This is a genomic window from Nocardioides sp. CER19 (assembly GCF_029846275.1).
Classification (GTDB): domain Bacteria; phylum Actinomycetota; class Actinomycetes; order Propionibacteriales; family Nocardioidaceae; genus Nocardioides.
Genome location: NZ_JARVWS010000003.1, coordinates 659,988 through 676,270, shown reverse-complemented (window position 1 = coordinate 676,270; position 16,283 = coordinate 659,988). Strand labels below are relative to the sequence as shown.

General features: G+C 71.2%; 14 protein-coding genes. 6 read left to right on the top strand and 8 right to left on the bottom strand.

Annotation, left to right across the window (positions count from 1 at the left end; translation table 11 throughout):
* Window positions 1-71: 71 nt before the first annotated feature.
* The gene (locus QDS12_RS18675) at window positions 72-1,448 is read left to right on the top strand and encodes an NAD(P)/FAD-dependent oxidoreductase (protein WP_279881837.1); all 1,377 of its coding nucleotides are present in this window, start codon (window positions 72-74) and stop codon (window positions 1,446-1,448) included.
* A gap of 7 nt (window positions 1,449-1,455) precedes the next feature.
* Here QDS12_RS18675 and QDS12_RS18670 read toward each other — a convergent pair whose 3' ends face one another.
* Window positions 1,456-3,033, bottom strand: coding sequence for a Na+/H+ antiporter (locus QDS12_RS18670; protein WP_279881835.1), 1,578 nt, complete (start codon window positions 3,031-3,033; stop codon window positions 1,456-1,458).
* 317 nt (window positions 3,034-3,350) lie between these two features.
* Between QDS12_RS18670 and QDS12_RS18665 the strand changes: the two genes are divergently transcribed.
* Window positions 3,351-4,457, top strand: a complete 1,107-nt coding sequence (locus QDS12_RS18665) for a glutamate--cysteine ligase (RefSeq protein ID WP_279881833.1) — start codon at window positions 3,351-3,353, stop codon at window positions 4,455-4,457.
* Between the two features lie 35 nt (window positions 4,458-4,492).
* Here the strand turns inward: QDS12_RS18665 and QDS12_RS18660 are convergent, their stop codons facing one another.
* The 5 genes from QDS12_RS18660 to QDS12_RS18640 all read right to left on the bottom strand — a co-directional run bounded on the left by QDS12_RS18660 (window position 4,493) and on the right by QDS12_RS18640 (window position 10,470).
* Window positions 4,493-5,377 carry a MurR/RpiR family transcriptional regulator gene (locus tag QDS12_RS18660; protein WP_279881819.1) on the bottom strand — a complete coding sequence of 295 codons (885 nt, stop codon included), beginning with the start codon at window positions 5,375-5,377 and terminating at the stop codon, window positions 4,493-4,495.
* Between the two features lie 8 nt (window positions 5,378-5,385).
* The gene (locus QDS12_RS18655) at window positions 5,386-7,128 is read right to left on the bottom strand and encodes a serine hydrolase (RefSeq protein WP_279881815.1); all 1,743 of its coding nucleotides are present in this window, start codon (window positions 7,126-7,128) and stop codon (window positions 5,386-5,388) included.
* Complete coding sequence (locus QDS12_RS18650; RefSeq protein WP_279881812.1) at window positions 7,125-8,435, bottom strand: DUF1343 domain-containing protein; 1,311 nt, start codon at window positions 8,433-8,435, stop codon at window positions 7,125-7,127. The genes QDS12_RS18655 and QDS12_RS18650 overlap by 4 nt, the downstream gene beginning before the upstream one ends.
* Window positions 8,436-8,573: 138 nt before the next feature.
* Window positions 8,574-8,777, bottom strand: coding sequence for a hypothetical protein (locus tag QDS12_RS18645; RefSeq protein WP_279881808.1), 204 nt, complete (start codon window positions 8,775-8,777; stop codon window positions 8,574-8,576).
* 73 nt (window positions 8,778-8,850) lie between these two features.
* Window positions 8,851-10,470, bottom strand: coding sequence for a helicase (locus tag QDS12_RS18640; RefSeq protein ID WP_279881804.1), 1,620 nt, complete (start codon window positions 10,468-10,470; stop codon window positions 8,851-8,853).
* A 219-nt stretch (window positions 10,471-10,689) separates the two neighbouring features.
* Between QDS12_RS18640 and QDS12_RS18635 the strand changes: the two genes are divergently transcribed.
* On the top strand, window positions 10,690-11,961 hold the full coding sequence (locus QDS12_RS18635; protein WP_279881802.1) for an NAD(P)/FAD-dependent oxidoreductase: 1,272 nt from the start codon (window positions 10,690-10,692) through the stop codon (window positions 11,959-11,961).
* 18 nt (window positions 11,962-11,979) lie between these two features.
* Here QDS12_RS18635 and QDS12_RS18630 read toward each other — a convergent pair whose 3' ends face one another.
* On the bottom strand, window positions 11,980-12,399 hold the full coding sequence (locus QDS12_RS18630) for a PPOX class F420-dependent oxidoreductase (RefSeq protein ID WP_279881800.1): 420 nt from the start codon (window positions 12,397-12,399) through the stop codon (window positions 11,980-11,982).
* Between the two features lie 112 nt (window positions 12,400-12,511).
* Between QDS12_RS18630 and QDS12_RS18625 the strand changes: the two genes are divergently transcribed.
* The 3 genes from QDS12_RS18625 to QDS12_RS18615 all read left to right on the top strand — a co-directional run bounded on the left by QDS12_RS18625 (window position 12,512) and on the right by QDS12_RS18615 (window position 14,836).
* Complete coding sequence (locus QDS12_RS18625) at window positions 12,512-13,102, top strand: YciI family protein (protein WP_279881798.1); 591 nt, start codon at window positions 12,512-12,514, stop codon at window positions 13,100-13,102.
* A gap of 358 nt (window positions 13,103-13,460) precedes the next feature.
* Entirely contained in the window at window positions 13,461-13,688 is a 228-nt protein-coding gene (locus tag QDS12_RS18620) for a helix-turn-helix domain-containing protein (protein ID WP_279881796.1), read from the top strand.
* Window positions 13,689-13,699: 11 nt separating this feature from the next.
* Window positions 13,700-14,836 (top strand): site-specific integrase, encoded by a 1,137-nt coding sequence (locus QDS12_RS18615; RefSeq protein ID WP_279881794.1) that lies wholly within the window; start codon window positions 13,700-13,702, stop codon window positions 14,834-14,836.
* Window positions 14,837-15,145: 309 nt separating this feature from the next.
* Here QDS12_RS18615 and QDS12_RS18610 read toward each other — a convergent pair whose 3' ends face one another.
* The gene (locus QDS12_RS18610) at window positions 15,146-15,898 is read right to left on the bottom strand and encodes a hypothetical protein (RefSeq protein ID WP_279881792.1); all 753 of its coding nucleotides are present in this window, start codon (window positions 15,896-15,898) and stop codon (window positions 15,146-15,148) included.
* Window positions 15,899-16,283: the final 385 nt, after the last annotated feature.

Below are 16,283 nucleotides of genomic sequence, written 5' to 3'. Positions count from 1 at the left end.
CGCGTGTGCGTTCTGGGGCGCAGGACACGAGGCGCCGTACCGCCCGGTGCCGGGTTGTGGGAGCCTCCGGTGTGCCCACGCGTGTCTTCGACGACGGTTCTGCCGAGATCCCGAGCCCTGTGCCCGGCGCGCCGAGGCGGGTGATCGTCGTCGGTGCCGGTATCGCCGGGCTCACCGTGGCCAACGCGCTCACCGCGGCCGGCGTCGACTGCGTCGTCGTCGAGGCGCGAGACCGGATCGGGGGGCGGCTCCACACCGTCGAGGTCGACGGGCACGTGGCGGATCTCGGCGGTGCCTGGATCCACCATCCCGACGACAACGTCCTGAGTCACTGGATCGAGCAGGCGGCGGTGCCGTGGATCGTCGATCCGACCGGCACCCGGTTCACCGGGGCCGACCTCGCCGAGGGCCGCCGGCTGACGGCCGAGGAGCTCGAAGGCGTCGGGTACGCCGTCTTCGAGCCCGTCGCCGAGCGCGTCCGCGCCGAGCTCGCGGCGGGCGGGACGGACCGGTCGGCGGCCGAGGCGGTCGAGGAGTACCTCGCAGCGGCCGGGCCGGGCGGCGCCGAGAACGAGCGGCTCTGGCAGCTGATGGCCGCCATGGTCGAGCAGGACGGCGCCGGGCCGTTGGAGGGCATCTCCGCGCGGTGGGCGCTGACCGAGGACATGTTCGTCGGCGACGTCGTGGACAACGTCCCGGTGGACGGCTACCGATCGGTCCTGGGGCCGCTCGCGGCCGGCAGTGCCCTCCGACTCGGTGTTCCCGTCCGGCGCATCGAGCAGAACGAGGACGGGGTCGTCGTCACCGGCGACGGCTGGTCCGAGGCCGGCAGCCACGTGGTCGTCACCGTGCCGCTCGGCGTACTCAAGGCGGGCGCGATCGACTTCGAGCCGCCCCTCCCAGCGCAACGGCAGGACGTCATCGACCGCACCGGCTTCGGGAACATGGAGAAGGTCGTCCTCGCGTTCGCCCAGCCGTTCTGGCGCGACCGGGATCCCGGGCTGCAGCACTCGATCATCTATCCCGCCGACCGCAGGGAGGCGGCGACGTGGACGTGGGACTTCGGGCTCGCGCCGACGCTGATGTTCCTGGTCGCGCACAGCGCGGCCCCGTCGATGTGGCGCGACCCCGAGGGGTGGGCGCTGGAGCAGCTCGAGGCCGTGTACGGCGACCCGCTACCGGCCGCGCCGACCGGATCGGTGAGCACCGACTGGCTCCACGACGAGTTCGCCCTCGGCGCCTATGCCCACGTCCGCCCCGGCGAGCAGGCCTCGGACCTCGACGTGCTCGGCGAGCCGGTCGGCCGGATCTGCTTCGCGGGTGAGCACACGACGAGTGAGCGTGCCGGGTACGCGGACGGTGCGATGACGAGCGGCCTCCGGGAGGCCAAGCGCCTGCTCCAGCAGCCCGACGTACGACTCGTGGCGCCCGACGCGACCGGCGACTGAGTCGCGCTCACTCGACGAGACCCGCCCGCGAGAACCGCACCTCCTCCAGGTCCAGCCGGGTCTGCACCTGGCGCAGCACGATGTCGTCGATCCGCTGCTCGTCGCGTAGCTCGAGGAGCGCCTCCCGGCGGCGCGCGATGAGTGCCAGCGACAGGCTCGTGTATTGGTCGTCGTGCTGGACGACCGGGTCCCCGTCGCTCCCGGCCGCAGCCACGAGCCTGCGCTGCTTGTCGAGATCGTGGCGGACCCGGCTGACCACCCGCTCGCCGATGCCGAGCTCGGTGGCGGTGGCGTCGATGGTCTCGATCGCCGCATCGAGGGTGAAGATCTCGGCGAGCTGGAGCTCCTCGGCGACCGAGTTGTCGGCAGGCAGTCGGGCGAAGCGCACCACCGACGGGAGGAGCAGGGCTTGGAGGAGGGTCAGCACGATCACTCCTGACGTGACGAGCACGATCAGGTCCCGGTCGGGGAAGGGGGCGCCGGAGTCCAGCGTGTGCGGCACGGCGAGGACCGCGGCGAGCGACACCGCCCCACGGAAGCCGGCCATCGCACTCACCGTGCGCTGACGTGCGCCCACCCGGCGCAAGCGTTGCGCGGGGCGGCGGTCGAGGATCCGGATCAGGTACGGCGTGGTGTAGGTCCACACCCACCGCACCCCGATCACGACCGCGGTCACCACGAGGGTGGCCACCAGCGCGTGCCGAACGGACGTGCTGGCGAGGCTGCGGAACGCCGACTGCGCCGAGATCCCGATGAGGACGAAGAGGGCGCTGCTCAGCACCGTCGTGGAGACCGCCCAGAAGGGGAGGGCGAGCTGCCGCGTGGCCGCACCCGTGATCCGGGGCGTCACCTGGCTCATGAACAGCCCGCAGCAGACGACAGCCAGAACGCCTGACGCATGGATGACGTCGGCCAGCAGGAACGCCGCGAACGGAGTCACCAGCATCGCGATGGCCTCGAGCATCGGGTCGTCCATCCGGCGGCGTACCTGCCAGCTGACGAGCCCGACCAGGCCTCCGGCCAGGACGCCGCCACCGTAGGCGAGCACCAGGAGCCAGGTGACGTGCCAACCGGTCAGCTGCTCCTCGCCGACGGTGACCCCGACCGCCAGTCCGTAGATGACCAGCGCGGTGCCGTCGTTGATGAGGCTCTCGGCGCGCAGCACCGTGACCGTACGGCGGGGCAGGTCGCGGGCCAGGACACCGACTGCAGTCGCGTCGGTCGGCGCGAGCGCCGCACCGAGCACCCACGCCGGACCCCACTGCATGCCGAGCGCGTGTGCGGCCCACGCGACGGCGGCTGCCGTGGCCACCACCAGCACCGTGCTGGTCAGCACGACGACCCGCAGGTTGTTGCGGATCTCTCGCAGCGAGGTGGTCAGGCTCTCCCAGTAGAGCAACGCGGGAAGGAACAGGAGAAGGACGACCTCCGGCGGCAGCTGGGCCTCTCGCAAGTGCGGCGCGAACCCGGTCAGCACGCCGACGAGGACCAGCAGGATGGCGGGAGCGATCGGATAGCGACGCGCCAGCGCGCCGCACGCCACGAGGGCGACTCCGAGCAGGACGACCATCTCGAGTCCGAACACGGGCCCATCTTCGTCAGAGTCGGCTGGCACGACCACCTCGGGTGGCGTGGTGCCTCGGTGGATACCCACACCGACCGGAGAGCCAGCACCGTCGTCAGGGGTCGGGAGTGCGGCTGCCACGACGACGACCACCCAGCCGGAGCGAGGACGACATCGCCCGTGCAGAGGCGACCGCCGTCGTGGCCCGAACGCCTGCGGCGCCGCTGCCGTCAGACGGATAGCATCCGACAGATGTCCGCTCCGCCCGGCCTGAGCCGGTACCTCGGCATACGCGCTCTGCCCTGCACGGTCACGCTGACCTCGCGCGGGGCGTACTGGTGAACGGCCGCCGTCTGGGCGTCGAGGAGGAGCTCCTCCTCAGCGACGTGGTGACCGGTGAGGTGCGACCGCTGGCGCGTGAGGTGTTGGCAGGATGTGAGGGGGTCGGCGACGACGACAACGGCGCTTCGCTCAAGCACGAGTTCTTCCTCGCCCAGGTGGAGGTGGCGACCGGACCGCACACCGACATCGGTTCGGTCCGCAACGAGCTGGCCGGTGGCCGCGCACGGATCGCGGACGTCGGGGCGGCGATGGGGGTCGCGCCCCTGGCGGTCCCGGGTCCCGTCCTCGCCATGACGTCGACCGGCCGCAAGATCTCGCCCGGAGATCGGTACTCGGCCGTCGACCTGCACTACGGGGAGACGGCGCGTCAGTCCTTGATGTGCGCCATGCACGTCCACGTCGAGGTGGCCGATCCGGAGGAGGGAGTCGCGGTCATCGACCGCGTACGTCCCTGGATCCCTGTCCTGCTCGCGTTGAGCACGAACTCGCCCTTCTGGCACGGGGTCGACACCGGGCACGCCAGCTGGCGGTCGCGGGTGTGGAACATGTGGCCGACGAGCGGGCCGGCGGAGCTCTTCGGGAACGCCGACGCATACCGCGCTCGAGCGAAGGACATGGTCGCTCGCGGCGCGGCGCTCGACGAGGGCCTGATCAACCTCGACGTGCGACTCTCCCACCGCTACCCGACGGTGGAGTTCCGCGTCGCTGACGTGTGCACCGACCTCGATGACGCGATGGTGATTGCGGCTCTGGCCCGCGCCCTCGTCGTGCACTTCGCGGAGCGCGCGGGTGACCCGCCGGACGCGTGGCGCGTGGACGAGCTGCGCGCTGCAGCCTGGAGAGCTGCCCGGTTCGGGCTGGCGGACCGGCTGGTGTCACCGGCGTCGCGCGAGCTCGCGCCGGCCGCTGACGTCGGGCAGCAGCTGGCGGACCTGGTCGCCGAGCCCCTCGAGACCGCCGGTGACACCGAGCTCGTGAGGGCCGGCCTGCACACGTTCATGACCCGCGGCACCGGCGCGACCCGACAACGCGACGCACTGGCCGCCGGTGGCGCCATGGCAGACGTCGTCGCCGACCTTCGCCGGCGGACCCTCCGGTTCTGACGCGACGGGGCGACGAACCTGGGTCCGCCCCTCCCTCAGCGAGCGGTCTTGTGACCCACGCGCCGGTCGCGTACCGCCTCGTGGGTGAGGTCCAGCGCCCGCTGGGAGGTCTCGTAGGTGCGCTGGGCGACGCCCACGAACACGCAGTCGACGACCGTGAGCTGGGCGAGGCGACTGGCGGTGGCGCCGGAGCGGAACGTCGTCTCGCGGGCCGCGGTCGTGAGGAGGTGGTCGGCGAGGCGGGCGAGAGGCGAGCGCGGGAAGTTGGTGACCGCGACCGTCACGGCTCCCCGTCGTCGGGCCAGGGCGAGTGCGTCCAGCGTGTCCGCGGTGGCGCCGGAGTGGGAGATCGCGACGGCCACGTCGGACCCGGTGAGCAGGGCCGCACTCGTCAGCGCGACATGGGTGTCGTTCCAGGCGAACGCGACCCGGCCGATACGGTGCAGCTTCTGCTGGAAGTCCAGGGCGACGAAGCCACTGGCGCCGACGCCGTACACGTCGACGCGACGGGCCTCGACGATGGCGTCGACGACCGCGTGCAGGGTGCCGAGGTCGAGCTGATCGGCCGTGTCCTCGACGGCGCGGGCGTCGGCGAAGGCGATCGTGGCGACGACCTTGTCGAGGTCGTCGTCGGCCGCGATGTCGCCGGTGGCGTCATGGCCGTTGCCGGCCTGGTGGCGGCCTGCCTCAGCCGCCAGGGAGAGTCGGAGCGCGGGATAGCCGGTGAACCCGACCGCGCGGCAGAACCTGATCACGGTCGTCTCCGACGTTGCGCACTGCCGCGCGAGCAGGCCGATCGTCGAGGCCGCGACCGCGGCCGGGTCGGTGAGCACGCACTCGGCGACGCGGCGTTCGGCCGGGGCGAGCGAGGGCAGCAGGGCGCGGATCCGGACCGTCGTGGCCGGCGCGGCTTCGGGCATGCGGGACCTCAGTTCGGGGACGACTGCCAGCCGGTGGTCGTGAAGGCGCTGTCCGCGACCGGCTCACCGTCGACGCGGACGTCGTCGACGTAGACGCCACGACCCTGGTAGAGCGAGTCGGAGGCGTAGCGCCAGCGAACCAGTACGCCGTCACCCGCGGAGCCGGCGGTGGGCAGTGTCGCACCGGCGTGGTGCCAGCGCCGGCCGCCGAACCCGGAGACCGTGCCGTCCGTGTCGGTCTCGACCGGCCCGTCTCGCATCGAGAACGGCACCGGGGACCAGGTCGAGCCATCGTCGGTGGAGGCCTCCAGACTGACGATGTCGTAGCCCGCCTCGGTGTCGTACCAGAGCCCGAAGGACAGCGCACCGCCCGAGGTGGCGGGCGCGGACAGCGTGACGGTCCGCGCGTCACCGACACCGGAGAACCAGGCGTCGTCCCCCACGAGCGGGTGCACCGCGAGCGCCCGGGCCAGGTCCCGCGCGACCGCGCGGCGCGCCGGGTTGTTGCTGCCCCAGTCACGGCTCGGGTGCACCCGGTTGGTGAGGAGGATGACGAACGAGTCCGACATCGGGTCGATGACCAGCGAGGTGCCGGTGAAGCCGGTGTGCCCGAAGGTGACCGGGGTGGACAGACCGTCCATGTACCAGCGCTGGTCCAGCTCGAACCCGAGCCCGTGGGAGTCGCCGGGGAACCGGGCGTTCTGGTTGACCAGCATCGCCCGGACCGTGTCCTCCTGGAGGATCCGGGTGTTGCCGTAGCGGCCGCCGTTGAGCAGCGTGCGGGCGAGGACGGCCAGGTCGTGGGCGGTCGAGAAGAGCCCGGCGTGGCCGGCGACGCCGCCGAGCGACCAGGCGTTCTCGTCGTGCACCGCGCCGCGGATCATCGGCCGCCCGGCCCACGGCTCCGCCTCGGTGGCCGCGATCCGGTCCTGCAGGCTCGCCGGCGGGTTGAACATCGTGTCGGTCATCCCGAGAGGGCCGGTGATGCCGTCGCTGATCACCGTGTCCAGCTTCTGCCCGGTGACCGTCTCCACCACCATGCCCAGCGTGATCAGGCTGAGGTCGGAGTAGAGGTAGGTCTCGCCGGGCTTGGCGATCGGCCTGACGGCCAGCACCGCGGCCAGCCGTTCCGCGGGCGTCGGATAGGCGCTGTAGAGCGGGAGCCAGGCCGGCAGGCCGGCGGTGTGGGTGAGGAGGTTCCTGATCGTCACGTCGCCCTTGCCGTTCTGGGCGAACGCGGGCAGGTACGTCGCGACGGGCGCGTCGAGGTCGATCCGGCCGGCCTCGACCTGCTGCAGCACCGCGATCGTCGTGAACGTCTTGGTGACCGACGCCAGGTCGAAGATGGTGTCCGGGCGCACCGTCACCTGCTGGTCGGCGGGGAGCTCGGTGCCGGCGTCGGCGTAGCGCACGGCCTTGCCGGCTGCGTCCTCCACGGGAACGACGCCGTGGCGGGAGGCGAGCACCACGCCGCCGGCGTACTGCGGGTGGGTCGGCGAAGGCCCCAGGAAGGAGCGCAGGTCGGTCGACATCTGCTGCAGCGGTCCCGGCAGCAGCTGTGCCTGCTCGGGCGTGCCCGCTCGGAGCTGGTGGTGCTGGAAGCGGAGGTCCTCCGCCGTCACGTCGAACGGCTTCGGGACCTTCCTGATGGGCTTGTCCGGCGTGGAGCCGGGCATCGGGTGCGCAGGGCCGGCGGTCACGGCGAGCAGACCGAGCATCAGCGCCTGTGCCGCGACCAGCGCCCGCCTCACGGCCGGCGCCCGGGATAGAGCAGGTACCGCTCCCGCACGGCGCGGAACTCGGCCAGCTCGCCCTGCCAACCGGCGACGACCTCGTCGGCGTCGGCGCCCCCGTCGATCGCCCGGCGCACCTGGTCGGAGCCGGTGAGCCGGTCGATCCAGAACGGTGCCGTGGTCTCGCGCCAGGCGAAGTCCTCCGGGTAGAGGTCGCGGGCGGCGACGATCATCGTGATCGCCGTCCGGATCACGTCGAGCTCCGCCCGGTCTCCGACGTGCAGCTGCACGCCGCCGCAGGTCACGCCGGCGTGCTTGGACGACGTCGGCGCGAAGTAGGCCTCGCGGAACGCGACGCCGGACAGCCCGCGCTCGTTGAGCGCCTCGGCCCAGCGGTGGTCGACGTACGGCGCCCCGATGAGCTCGAACGGCCGCGTCGTGCCCCGGCCCTCGGAGAGGTTCGTCGCCTCGAACAGGCAGGTTCCCGGATAGACGACCGCCGTCTCGATCCGCGGCATGTTGGGGGAGGGCATCACCCACGGCTGCCCGGTCTCCTCGCCGTACATCGAGCGCCGCCAGCGCCTCACCGGCGACACGGCCAGGTCGACCTGGCCCCTCGCGTCCGGGTCGTCCGGCAGGAACTCGCCGTTGAACAGACCGGCCAGCTCGCCCACGGTCATCCCGTGCTGCTGGGAGATCGCCTTGCGGCCGACGAAGCTGGCGTACTGCGGGTGCATGACGGGCCCGTACGCCGCCGTGGCACTGATGGGGTTCGGGCGGTCGGGCACCACGAACCGCACGCCGGCGAGCGCGGCGGCGACCATGCAGTCGTACATCGTCCAGATGTAGGTGTAGAACCGGGCGCCGACGTCCTGGATGTCGAACATCACCGTCTCGACGTCGGCCGCGCGGAAGAAGCCGGCGATCTGTGCCGGCGTCTTGCCGTAGGTGTCGTAGACCGGCACGCCCGCCCGGGGGTCGACGTAGCTCCCCTCGGAACCGCCGGCCTGGGCGCTGCCCCTGAACCCGTGCTCGGGCCCGAAGGCGGCCACGAGGTCGACCCGGCTGTCGCCGGCCATGACATCGACCTCGTGCCGCAGGTCCTCGACGATGCCGGTGGGGTTGGAGACCAACCCCACGCGCTGGCCGGCCACCAGTCGATAGCCGTCGAGGGCGAGGTTGTCGAAACCGGTGAGCACGCCACCGCCGGCCTGAGGGCTCGGGGCGGACGCGAGGACGGGTGGGGCGGTCGAGACGACGGCACCCGCCCCGGCGGTGGTGAGAGCAGTGCGCAGCAGGCTGCGGCGCTGGATCGGACGGGCCATGCCAGTACCTCCGAGCAGGTCTGGAAAAGCGATGGGTGTAGGTGAATTACCGCTGGCGCCTTATGAGCGGTGAGTTTCCTACGCCGTCGGGCGGCGGGTCAATGCCTTCGCCTGCGGGGGAGGGCGGCGACAGATCGGTCAGTGCCGCTTCTGGATGAGCACGACGTAGCCGAGTGCGACGCCCAGACCTGCCACGATCGGACCGAGCGAGTGAGCGGCGCCGGACGCTGTGAAGGTCCAGATCGCCCCGAGGACGATCAGCGCGAGCGCGACCAGCGACCCCAGGATCTTGATCGCGACACTCGAGCTGCCGTAGCGGTTGCCGAGATCCGACTTGTTCATCGCCGCACAGGCTAGCCGAGGCCGCGGCCTGGTGGCTCGACGCCGCCGTCGTCCGTCCCCGAGCCGGACCCGGTCAGGTCCCGTCCTCGGTCAGGGCCGTGGACGGCAGCCAGTCCGCTCCAAGGAGCTGGGCGAGGTCGGCGAGACCGGTGGTGTCGCTGCCCACCATGTCGGAGGCGGCCGCGATCCTCTCCACCATCACCTTGCCGACCTGCTCCTCGACCGTGCCCTCGGCGTAGGCGATGTGCCACGGCGAGACCTGGTGGTCGCGGTGGGTGCGGCCGGTCACCTGACGTGCGGCGATGCCCGAGAAGCGGGCCTGGTGGAAGACGCCGACGCGCGGTTCGGTGCTCGCGCGTCGGCCGTCGGCGAGCGTCTCGCCGGCGTGCAGGCTGATCGAGGCGACCGAGGTGAAGACGCAGACCTTCGCCTGCCCGGTCTGGAACCGGAGCCGCTCGGCCTCGGCGTCGAACCGGTCGCGGCCGTAGATCGTGGCCACCTCGATGCCGGAGTGACGCAGTCGGTCGGCGATCGGGTCCGCGGCGGTCGCGACGAACTCGACCGAGCATGCCACCTGCCGCTCGGCCTCGACCTGCTGGGCGATCCAGGCGACCGTGGAGTCGACGCGGATCAGCCCGGCCTTCTGCCGGAAGCGCAGCAGCGCGGCCCGACCCTTCGCCACGTTGCGGCCGCGGCGCGCGAGCTCCATCTCACGACAGAACTCACCCCACTCGGCCTCGTACGCCGTCCGCTCCGCCGGGGTGAGAGCCACCGGCATGCCGGAGATCGGCACCGGCCCCCACGGCGCAGCGCGGTGCAGCATCGCCGGCGGCCGCACGTCGGCGAGCCAGCCGCGCACGAGCTTGAGGTCAGCGGCGCGCCGCGCCGGGTCCGTGGTCCAGGTCGCGCCGTAGCGGCCCTGCTCCACCCCGACGCCGTGGCGTTCGAGCGCGGCCGCGAACGCGGCCCCGGGTTGCGCCGTCGAGGTCCACTCCTGCATCGGCTCGCCGAGCACCTGCGCATAGGCCGGAGCGAGGTAGGGCAGCTCCAGCGGCATGTGTCCGGGCGTCGCGGTCGTCGCGATGACGAACGGCGCCTTGTCGTGCGGCCGTCCGTGCCCGGAGATCCGCGCCCAGAGCTTCCACCGCTTCGTCGTCGTACGTCGCAGCGCGTGGGCCTCGTCCGCGATGATCACGTCCCACGTGTGGTCCTTGACCTTCTCCAGCCGGTCCCACGTGATCACGACCCATTCCAGACCGCCGTCGCCCAGCGCGGTGATCGTGCGGCACCAGTGGCCGATGGTGATCGCGGCGGGCCGGTCGGCCACGACGAGCACCCGGCGCGCGCCGCGGAGGTCGCCCACCGCCGTCGCCCCGAGGACCGCGGAGATCGTCTTGCCCACGCCGGGCTCGTCGGCCAGCAGGAACTGTCGTCCGCCCGCCGCGGCGCGCGCCGCGATCGCATCGGCCGCTTCGAACTGGAGCCTCCGGGGCTCGAGCGCGTCGGTCGGTTCCGGGCTGGGGGTCGGATCATCGGGGTTGAGGGCGTTCTCGATGAACCGACCGAGGGTGTACGGCCCCGGCGCGTACGGCGCGAGGTGCGCGGGCAGAGCGCGCCCGACGAAGAGGTGGGTCTTGACGGCCGGGTGCCAGCTGGCGCCGTCGACCTGGGTCCCGTAGGGGACGTCGAGCACCCACAGTCGCTCGCCCGGTCCGGCGGCCGGCAACGGCCGCGGTGGCTGTCGCTTCCCGCTCCGGCGCGGTGACGTGCTGCGTCGACGAGCACTGGATGAGCGGCGACCGGGCATCCCCGGACGCTATCGGGGTCGACGTCCCCACGGGCGCTGGCACGCCCACGTCCGCCGCGCTGTCGCCCCGGGTGTGGGCGATCGCAGCGGCGGGCACCCGACACCATGGAGAGTGTCGACGTCGTGGTGGCGGGTGCCGGCCTCGCCGGCCTCCGGTGCGCCTCGATCCTCGAGGCCGCCGGCCTCGACGTCGCCGTGCTGGAGTCCACCGACGCGCCGGGCGGCCGGGTGCGCACCGACCGCGTCGACGGTTTCCTGCTCGACCGCGGGTTCCAGGTGGTGAACCCCTGGTACCCCGCCCTGCGGGCAGCCGTCGACGTCGACGCCCTTGCCCTCGCGCGCTTCCCCGCAGGAGTGCGAGTTCTGACCGACGACGGCCTCCGCACGGTGGCCGACCCGGTGCGGGTGCCCGCAGACATCGCGCAGACGGTGCGCAGCACGGTGACGCGGCCGGCGGAGCTGTGGGCGCTCTCGCGATGGGCGGCTCCTCTCCTGACCGGGATGCGCCGCGAGCACGGCTTGGTGCCGCACCTCCTCGCGGCGCGGGCCGACACCTCGTTGGGGGAGTCGCTCGACCGTGCGGGTGCCCACGGGCTGCTGCGAGCCGTGCTCCAGCGCTACCTGGCAGGCGTCGTGCTCGAGGACGCCGGCGAGACGTCAGCGGCGTTCTCGCTCCTGCTCGTCCGCAGCTTCGTCCGCGGGACGCCCGGCCTGCCGCGAGACGGTGCCGAAGCGCTCCCGCGCGCGATCGCTGCTCCGTTGAGCGGGGTCATCCGGCTCGGGGAGGGAGTGACACGGCTGGAGCGAACCGACGACGGCGTGCGCGTCACGACCACCGGGCCGACGTACGCCGCCCGCCGGGTCGTGGAAGCGACCGATCCGTGGTCGGCGGAGGCGCTGCTCGGCCCGCGGGTCGTGGCGCCTTCCCCGAAGGGTGTGGTCACGGACTGGTACGCCGTCACCGAGCCGCCCACCTCCAGCGGCATGCTCCACATCGACGTGCGCGACGACGCAGGACCGGTGGTCAACACGTGTGTCGTGTCCGCGACTGCGCCGTCCTACGCGCCGCCGGGCCGGCACCTCGTCCAGGTCACCAGCCTACTGCCGGCGGGCGGCCGCCCCGCCCCCGAGCCCGACACCCGTCGGCACGCCGCCGCCATCCTCGGCTGCTCCGGCCAGGACTGGGAGCTGATCCGCCGCCACGAGATACCCCGTGCTCTTCCGCCGCAGCCGGCGCCGCTGCAGGCGCGACGCGATCAGCGGTTGGACGAGACGACCTGGGTGTGCGGCGACCACCGCGACACGGCCTCGGCGCAGGGCGCGCTCGTCAGCGGGGCGCGCGCCGCGCACAGCCTGATCCGCTCTCTGGCGGAGTGAGGCGGTCGGTGCCCGGAATCAGCGCAGGGCACCGTACGCGCGGGTGGGCCGCAGCCGCACCACCAGCCGCTGGTCGGCGACCATCGCCCTGCGGTAGTCGTCCCAGTCGTCGTGCTCGCCCTTGATGCTGCGGAACACCGCGATCAGCTCCTCGACGGCCGCATCGGCCGGGTCGGCGGCGACGGCGGAGAGCTCGACGGCGCACTCGAGGACGGCGTACTCCCAGAAGCTGCTGCCGTTGACGTGCAGCGCCGCCCACGGCGTACGCCGCAAGTTGTGGGTCTTCGCCCGCGTCGCGGTCGTCGACACCCGGATGACTCCCTCGGCGTCGACGGCATGGGAGACGTTGGACAGCTGCGGCAGGCCGTCCTTCTTCAGCGTGACGAGCACGCCCTCGTGGGTTCGCGCGACCGCGGCGAGGGCTTCGGAGATCTCCATGCCAGCAGTCTGCCGCGTCCGGCAGGCGGGGCGCGGTGTCCCGCCCGGGGCATGCGACCTCGTCGGAAATCGACTGTCGGCGGGCGTCCAGGACCGGTTAGCGTCCGCGGCCATGGATTTCCTCGTCTACAGCCGGTCGGTTCCACCGAGCGAGCTCCCCGACCGCACGGCCGAGGAGGACGAGCGGCTCAACGAGCGGCACTGGTCCTACATGGACGCCTTCGCGGACCTGATGACGGCTCGGGGTCCGACGCTGGGCCCGGACCGGGACAGCTGGACGGGCAGCCTGCACATCGTGGACCTGCCCACCAGCGAGGCTGCTCGGGCGTTCGTCCAGGACGAGCCCTACCAGCGGGCGGGGCTGTTCGCGCACCACTCGGTATCCCGGTTCACCAACCTGCTGGGGCGCACGATGTGGGAGTGTGCCGGGTCGCGGGACGAGCCGAAGTTCCTGGTCCTCGCGCATGCTCCGGCACGTGGCCGCGAGCCTGTGGCGGTCGACGACCTGGCGGCGCCGTGGCGTGACGTCCTCGTCGTGTACGGAGCGCTGCACACCTTGCACGGCGAACCCGCCGGAGTCGCGGTGGGCGTGCACGTCCCGTCGCGAGGATTCCTCGACGAGCTCCTCACCGAGCCGAGCATGGCGCTGTCGGCTTACCGGGACGTCGAGGTGCACGACTGGGAGTTCGGCGGACGCCGCTGACCGGTGTTCCTCGGTCGCCCCGGCCACTTGACCAGGAGGGATGCGGACGGGCTGGCCTGTAAGCCGGGGCCAGACCCCGCGAGAACGGCCGCTGGTGGACATCAGTGCCAATTGCGGTCTGACCTGGGGAAACACTGGATCTGGGTAGCGGTCGTTAGTGGGCTGCCGCGGATCTCGTGCGGACTCCCTGCGGACTGAATCGCGGTCGGCGCCAGACCCGTGCCAGCCGTTCATTCGGGCCAAAGACCTCGGGTTTACCTCCACACCTACCAGGTGAGCACCACACCCCAGCAACGGTCGGCACCGGCCAGCCGTCGCAACGGGTGGGTGCGACACACCGACGAGTCACGGAGGCGCCATGTCCACCCTGCACACCCCGCCCTTCCACGAGCGCGACGACGACGAGCTGCTCACCTTCAACGAGGTGGCCGAGATCCTGCGCGTCCCGATCAACACACTGCGTTGGTGGCGCCAGCTCGACCAGGGGCCGCGCTTCTTCAAGATCGGTCGCCAGCTGCGAACCACGGTCGCGGAGGTCCGCACCTACCTCGACGCCGCCCAGGGCGACCTGCGTCCACTGGCCTGATCGAGCCGGCCATGGCAAGCATCCAGAAGCGCCCCGACGGCCGCTGGCGGGCCCGCTATCGCGACGGGGCTGGCAAGGAGCACTCGCGCCACTTCAAGCGGAAGGTCGACGCCCAGCGATGGGTCGACGAAGTGACCGCTTCAATCGTCACAGGCCAGTACGTCGACCCGAACGCCGGCCGAGTCCTCTTCCGCGACTACGCCGAGCTTTGGCGCGAGGCCCAGGTGCACCGGCCCTCGAGCCACGACCACGTCGAGGGAATGCTGCGCCGGCACGCCTACCCGTTCTTCGGCGACCGGCACATCTCCAGCATCCTGCCCTCGGAGATCCAGGCATGGGTGAAACGGCTGGCCAGCGGCGACCGTACGACGAAGCGGGTCCCGCTCGCTCCGACCACGGTCGGCGTCGTGCACGGGATCGTCTCGCAGATCTTCCGGGCGGCGGTCCGGGACCGGAAGCTCCTGGCCAACCCGTGCGAGGGAACCCGGCTGCCACGGGCGGAGAAGCGCCGTGTCATCCCTGTCACCACGACGCAGGTCGAGAAGCTCCGCGAGGGGATGCCGGACGAGTTGAAGGCGCTGGTCGTCTTTGCTGCGGGAACCGGACTGCGACAGGGGGAGGTCTTCGGGATGACCCGCGACCGGCTCCGGCTGCTCGGTCGGAACCCGGTCGTGATCGTCGACCGCCAGCTCGTGCAACGACGGATCATCGGCCCGCAGTTCGGTCCGCTCAAGACCAAGGCGAGCTACCGCACCGTGCCACTCCCGAAGATCGTGGTCGAGGCGCTGAACAACCACATCGATGCCTACGACATCGCGGAGGACGGGCTCCTCTTCACGATGTCAGGCCATCCGATCGGACGCTCCGCCTTCGGTCACCTCTTCCGACCGGTTGCGTTGACTGCTGGCCTCAATGCGCACACCGGTACGGGGATGCATGCACTGCGCCACTACTACGCGTCGCTTCTCATCCGCTACGGCGAATCCGTCAAGACAGTCCAGGCGCGGCTTGGGCACGCCAGTGCTGCCGAGACGCTCGATACGTACTCCCACATGTGGCCCGACGCCGAGGATCGCACTAGGGACGCGATTGACGACGTCCTTGGCAAGGGAGAACGGGAGCATCGCGAGGACGAAGGGGTCGGATGATGGTGCAAACCTTGGCACCCGCGCCCTGTGAGCCGGTTTGCGGCGAGGCCGAGCCGGCAGGAACTGGCCGGCGCAGACACTCGGGGACAAGTTCGCTCGTCACATCCGCACCGCGGGCCCAGCTGAGCGACGGTGGGGCTCGTGAACCAGGGTTGCGTGCAGCTCGGGCGCGGTTGCTGGTTTCCGTGGCGACCGCGGCGGATCGACCACGCTCGACTTTTACTGTCGTCTATCACCCGCCGCACGGCGCTGCCGCAACGAGCGGCTCAAGGGCACAAGGGGCGGAATAGAGCGACACGGCTGGGCTGGCTAGCGCGCCGCTTCGTCGGCGATCTGGATAACCATGCCGCGTGCGCGGGCCAGCTTTCGCAGCGCGTCATGGTCGGCATCAGAAAGCCGATGCCGACCGCTGCTGTGGACAACCACGGCTCCGCTAGAACTGAGGGACACCGACAGATCAAGGTCGACAGACGATCCGTAGTTCTCAACCTCAGCCTGGAAAGCTTCGAGGTTGAGACGTCGAATCTCCGCCTCGTCGACAACGATCGGATCGCCGTCGTCGTCAGGCAGGACCGAGTATGTGCGGCTCGCTGGTGGTAGGACTCGATGCCTCAATGCGCCGTTGTCCGCTCTTAGTGCATTCGCCTCGGCTTCGACGTGATGGCGCAGTCTGACCTCATTGTCGAGATGCTTCTGCAATAAGGGCAGCTGCGAAGCGAGCAGATCGACCTTCGCTTCGAGGGGTGTCTCATTCGTCTGCGGCTCCTGGGCGCGCAGCGTGAGGCCGAACCTGCGCCAAAGCGGATTCCGCCCTTCGCAGCTGACTACGGACTCCTCGATGTGCGCCCGAAGGCGGTCGATCTCGGCATCGATGTCCCAGACATTGAGAGCTGACTTGTACCCGTACGTATTGATGCCGCTCGTATCGAAGGATTGATCGTCAAGCGCCGTCACTACGTCGCGCGTCAGGCGATATCGTGCGATCCGAGGACGGGCGGTCAGCGATCCACCGACGGCGCGGCGTCCAACCGGCAGCACACACATGCCGATGTGTGTTGCCATCGGACGCATGGTGCTTGCTCGGCGTTCTCCGCAACCGCCTCAACGGCCTCTCTTCAAGTGACTGTCGGAGTCGGCCGACGATAAACGCGTCCGCACGCCGTCCGACTCGACAGCGCGCGATCTCGGCTACTCCCGCCACGGGCGGGATCGCGTGTGTGCGGTGACACGACGACTGCTTGCGGAAAGGTGTCGCGTATTCCGGAAGCTTCGCGAGCGGCGACTCAGATGGCGGTCGAGCTGCGGCATGACCCGGCCACCAGGATCGGCGCACTACGCCGTGGGGCGAGCAGTGGGCACTAATCCCGAGACGCTTGGAAATGGGTTCGGCAAGTCGAGATCGAGGAAGCACTCGGCGGCGGCGGAACCAGGGCGGAGGCGCAGCGGA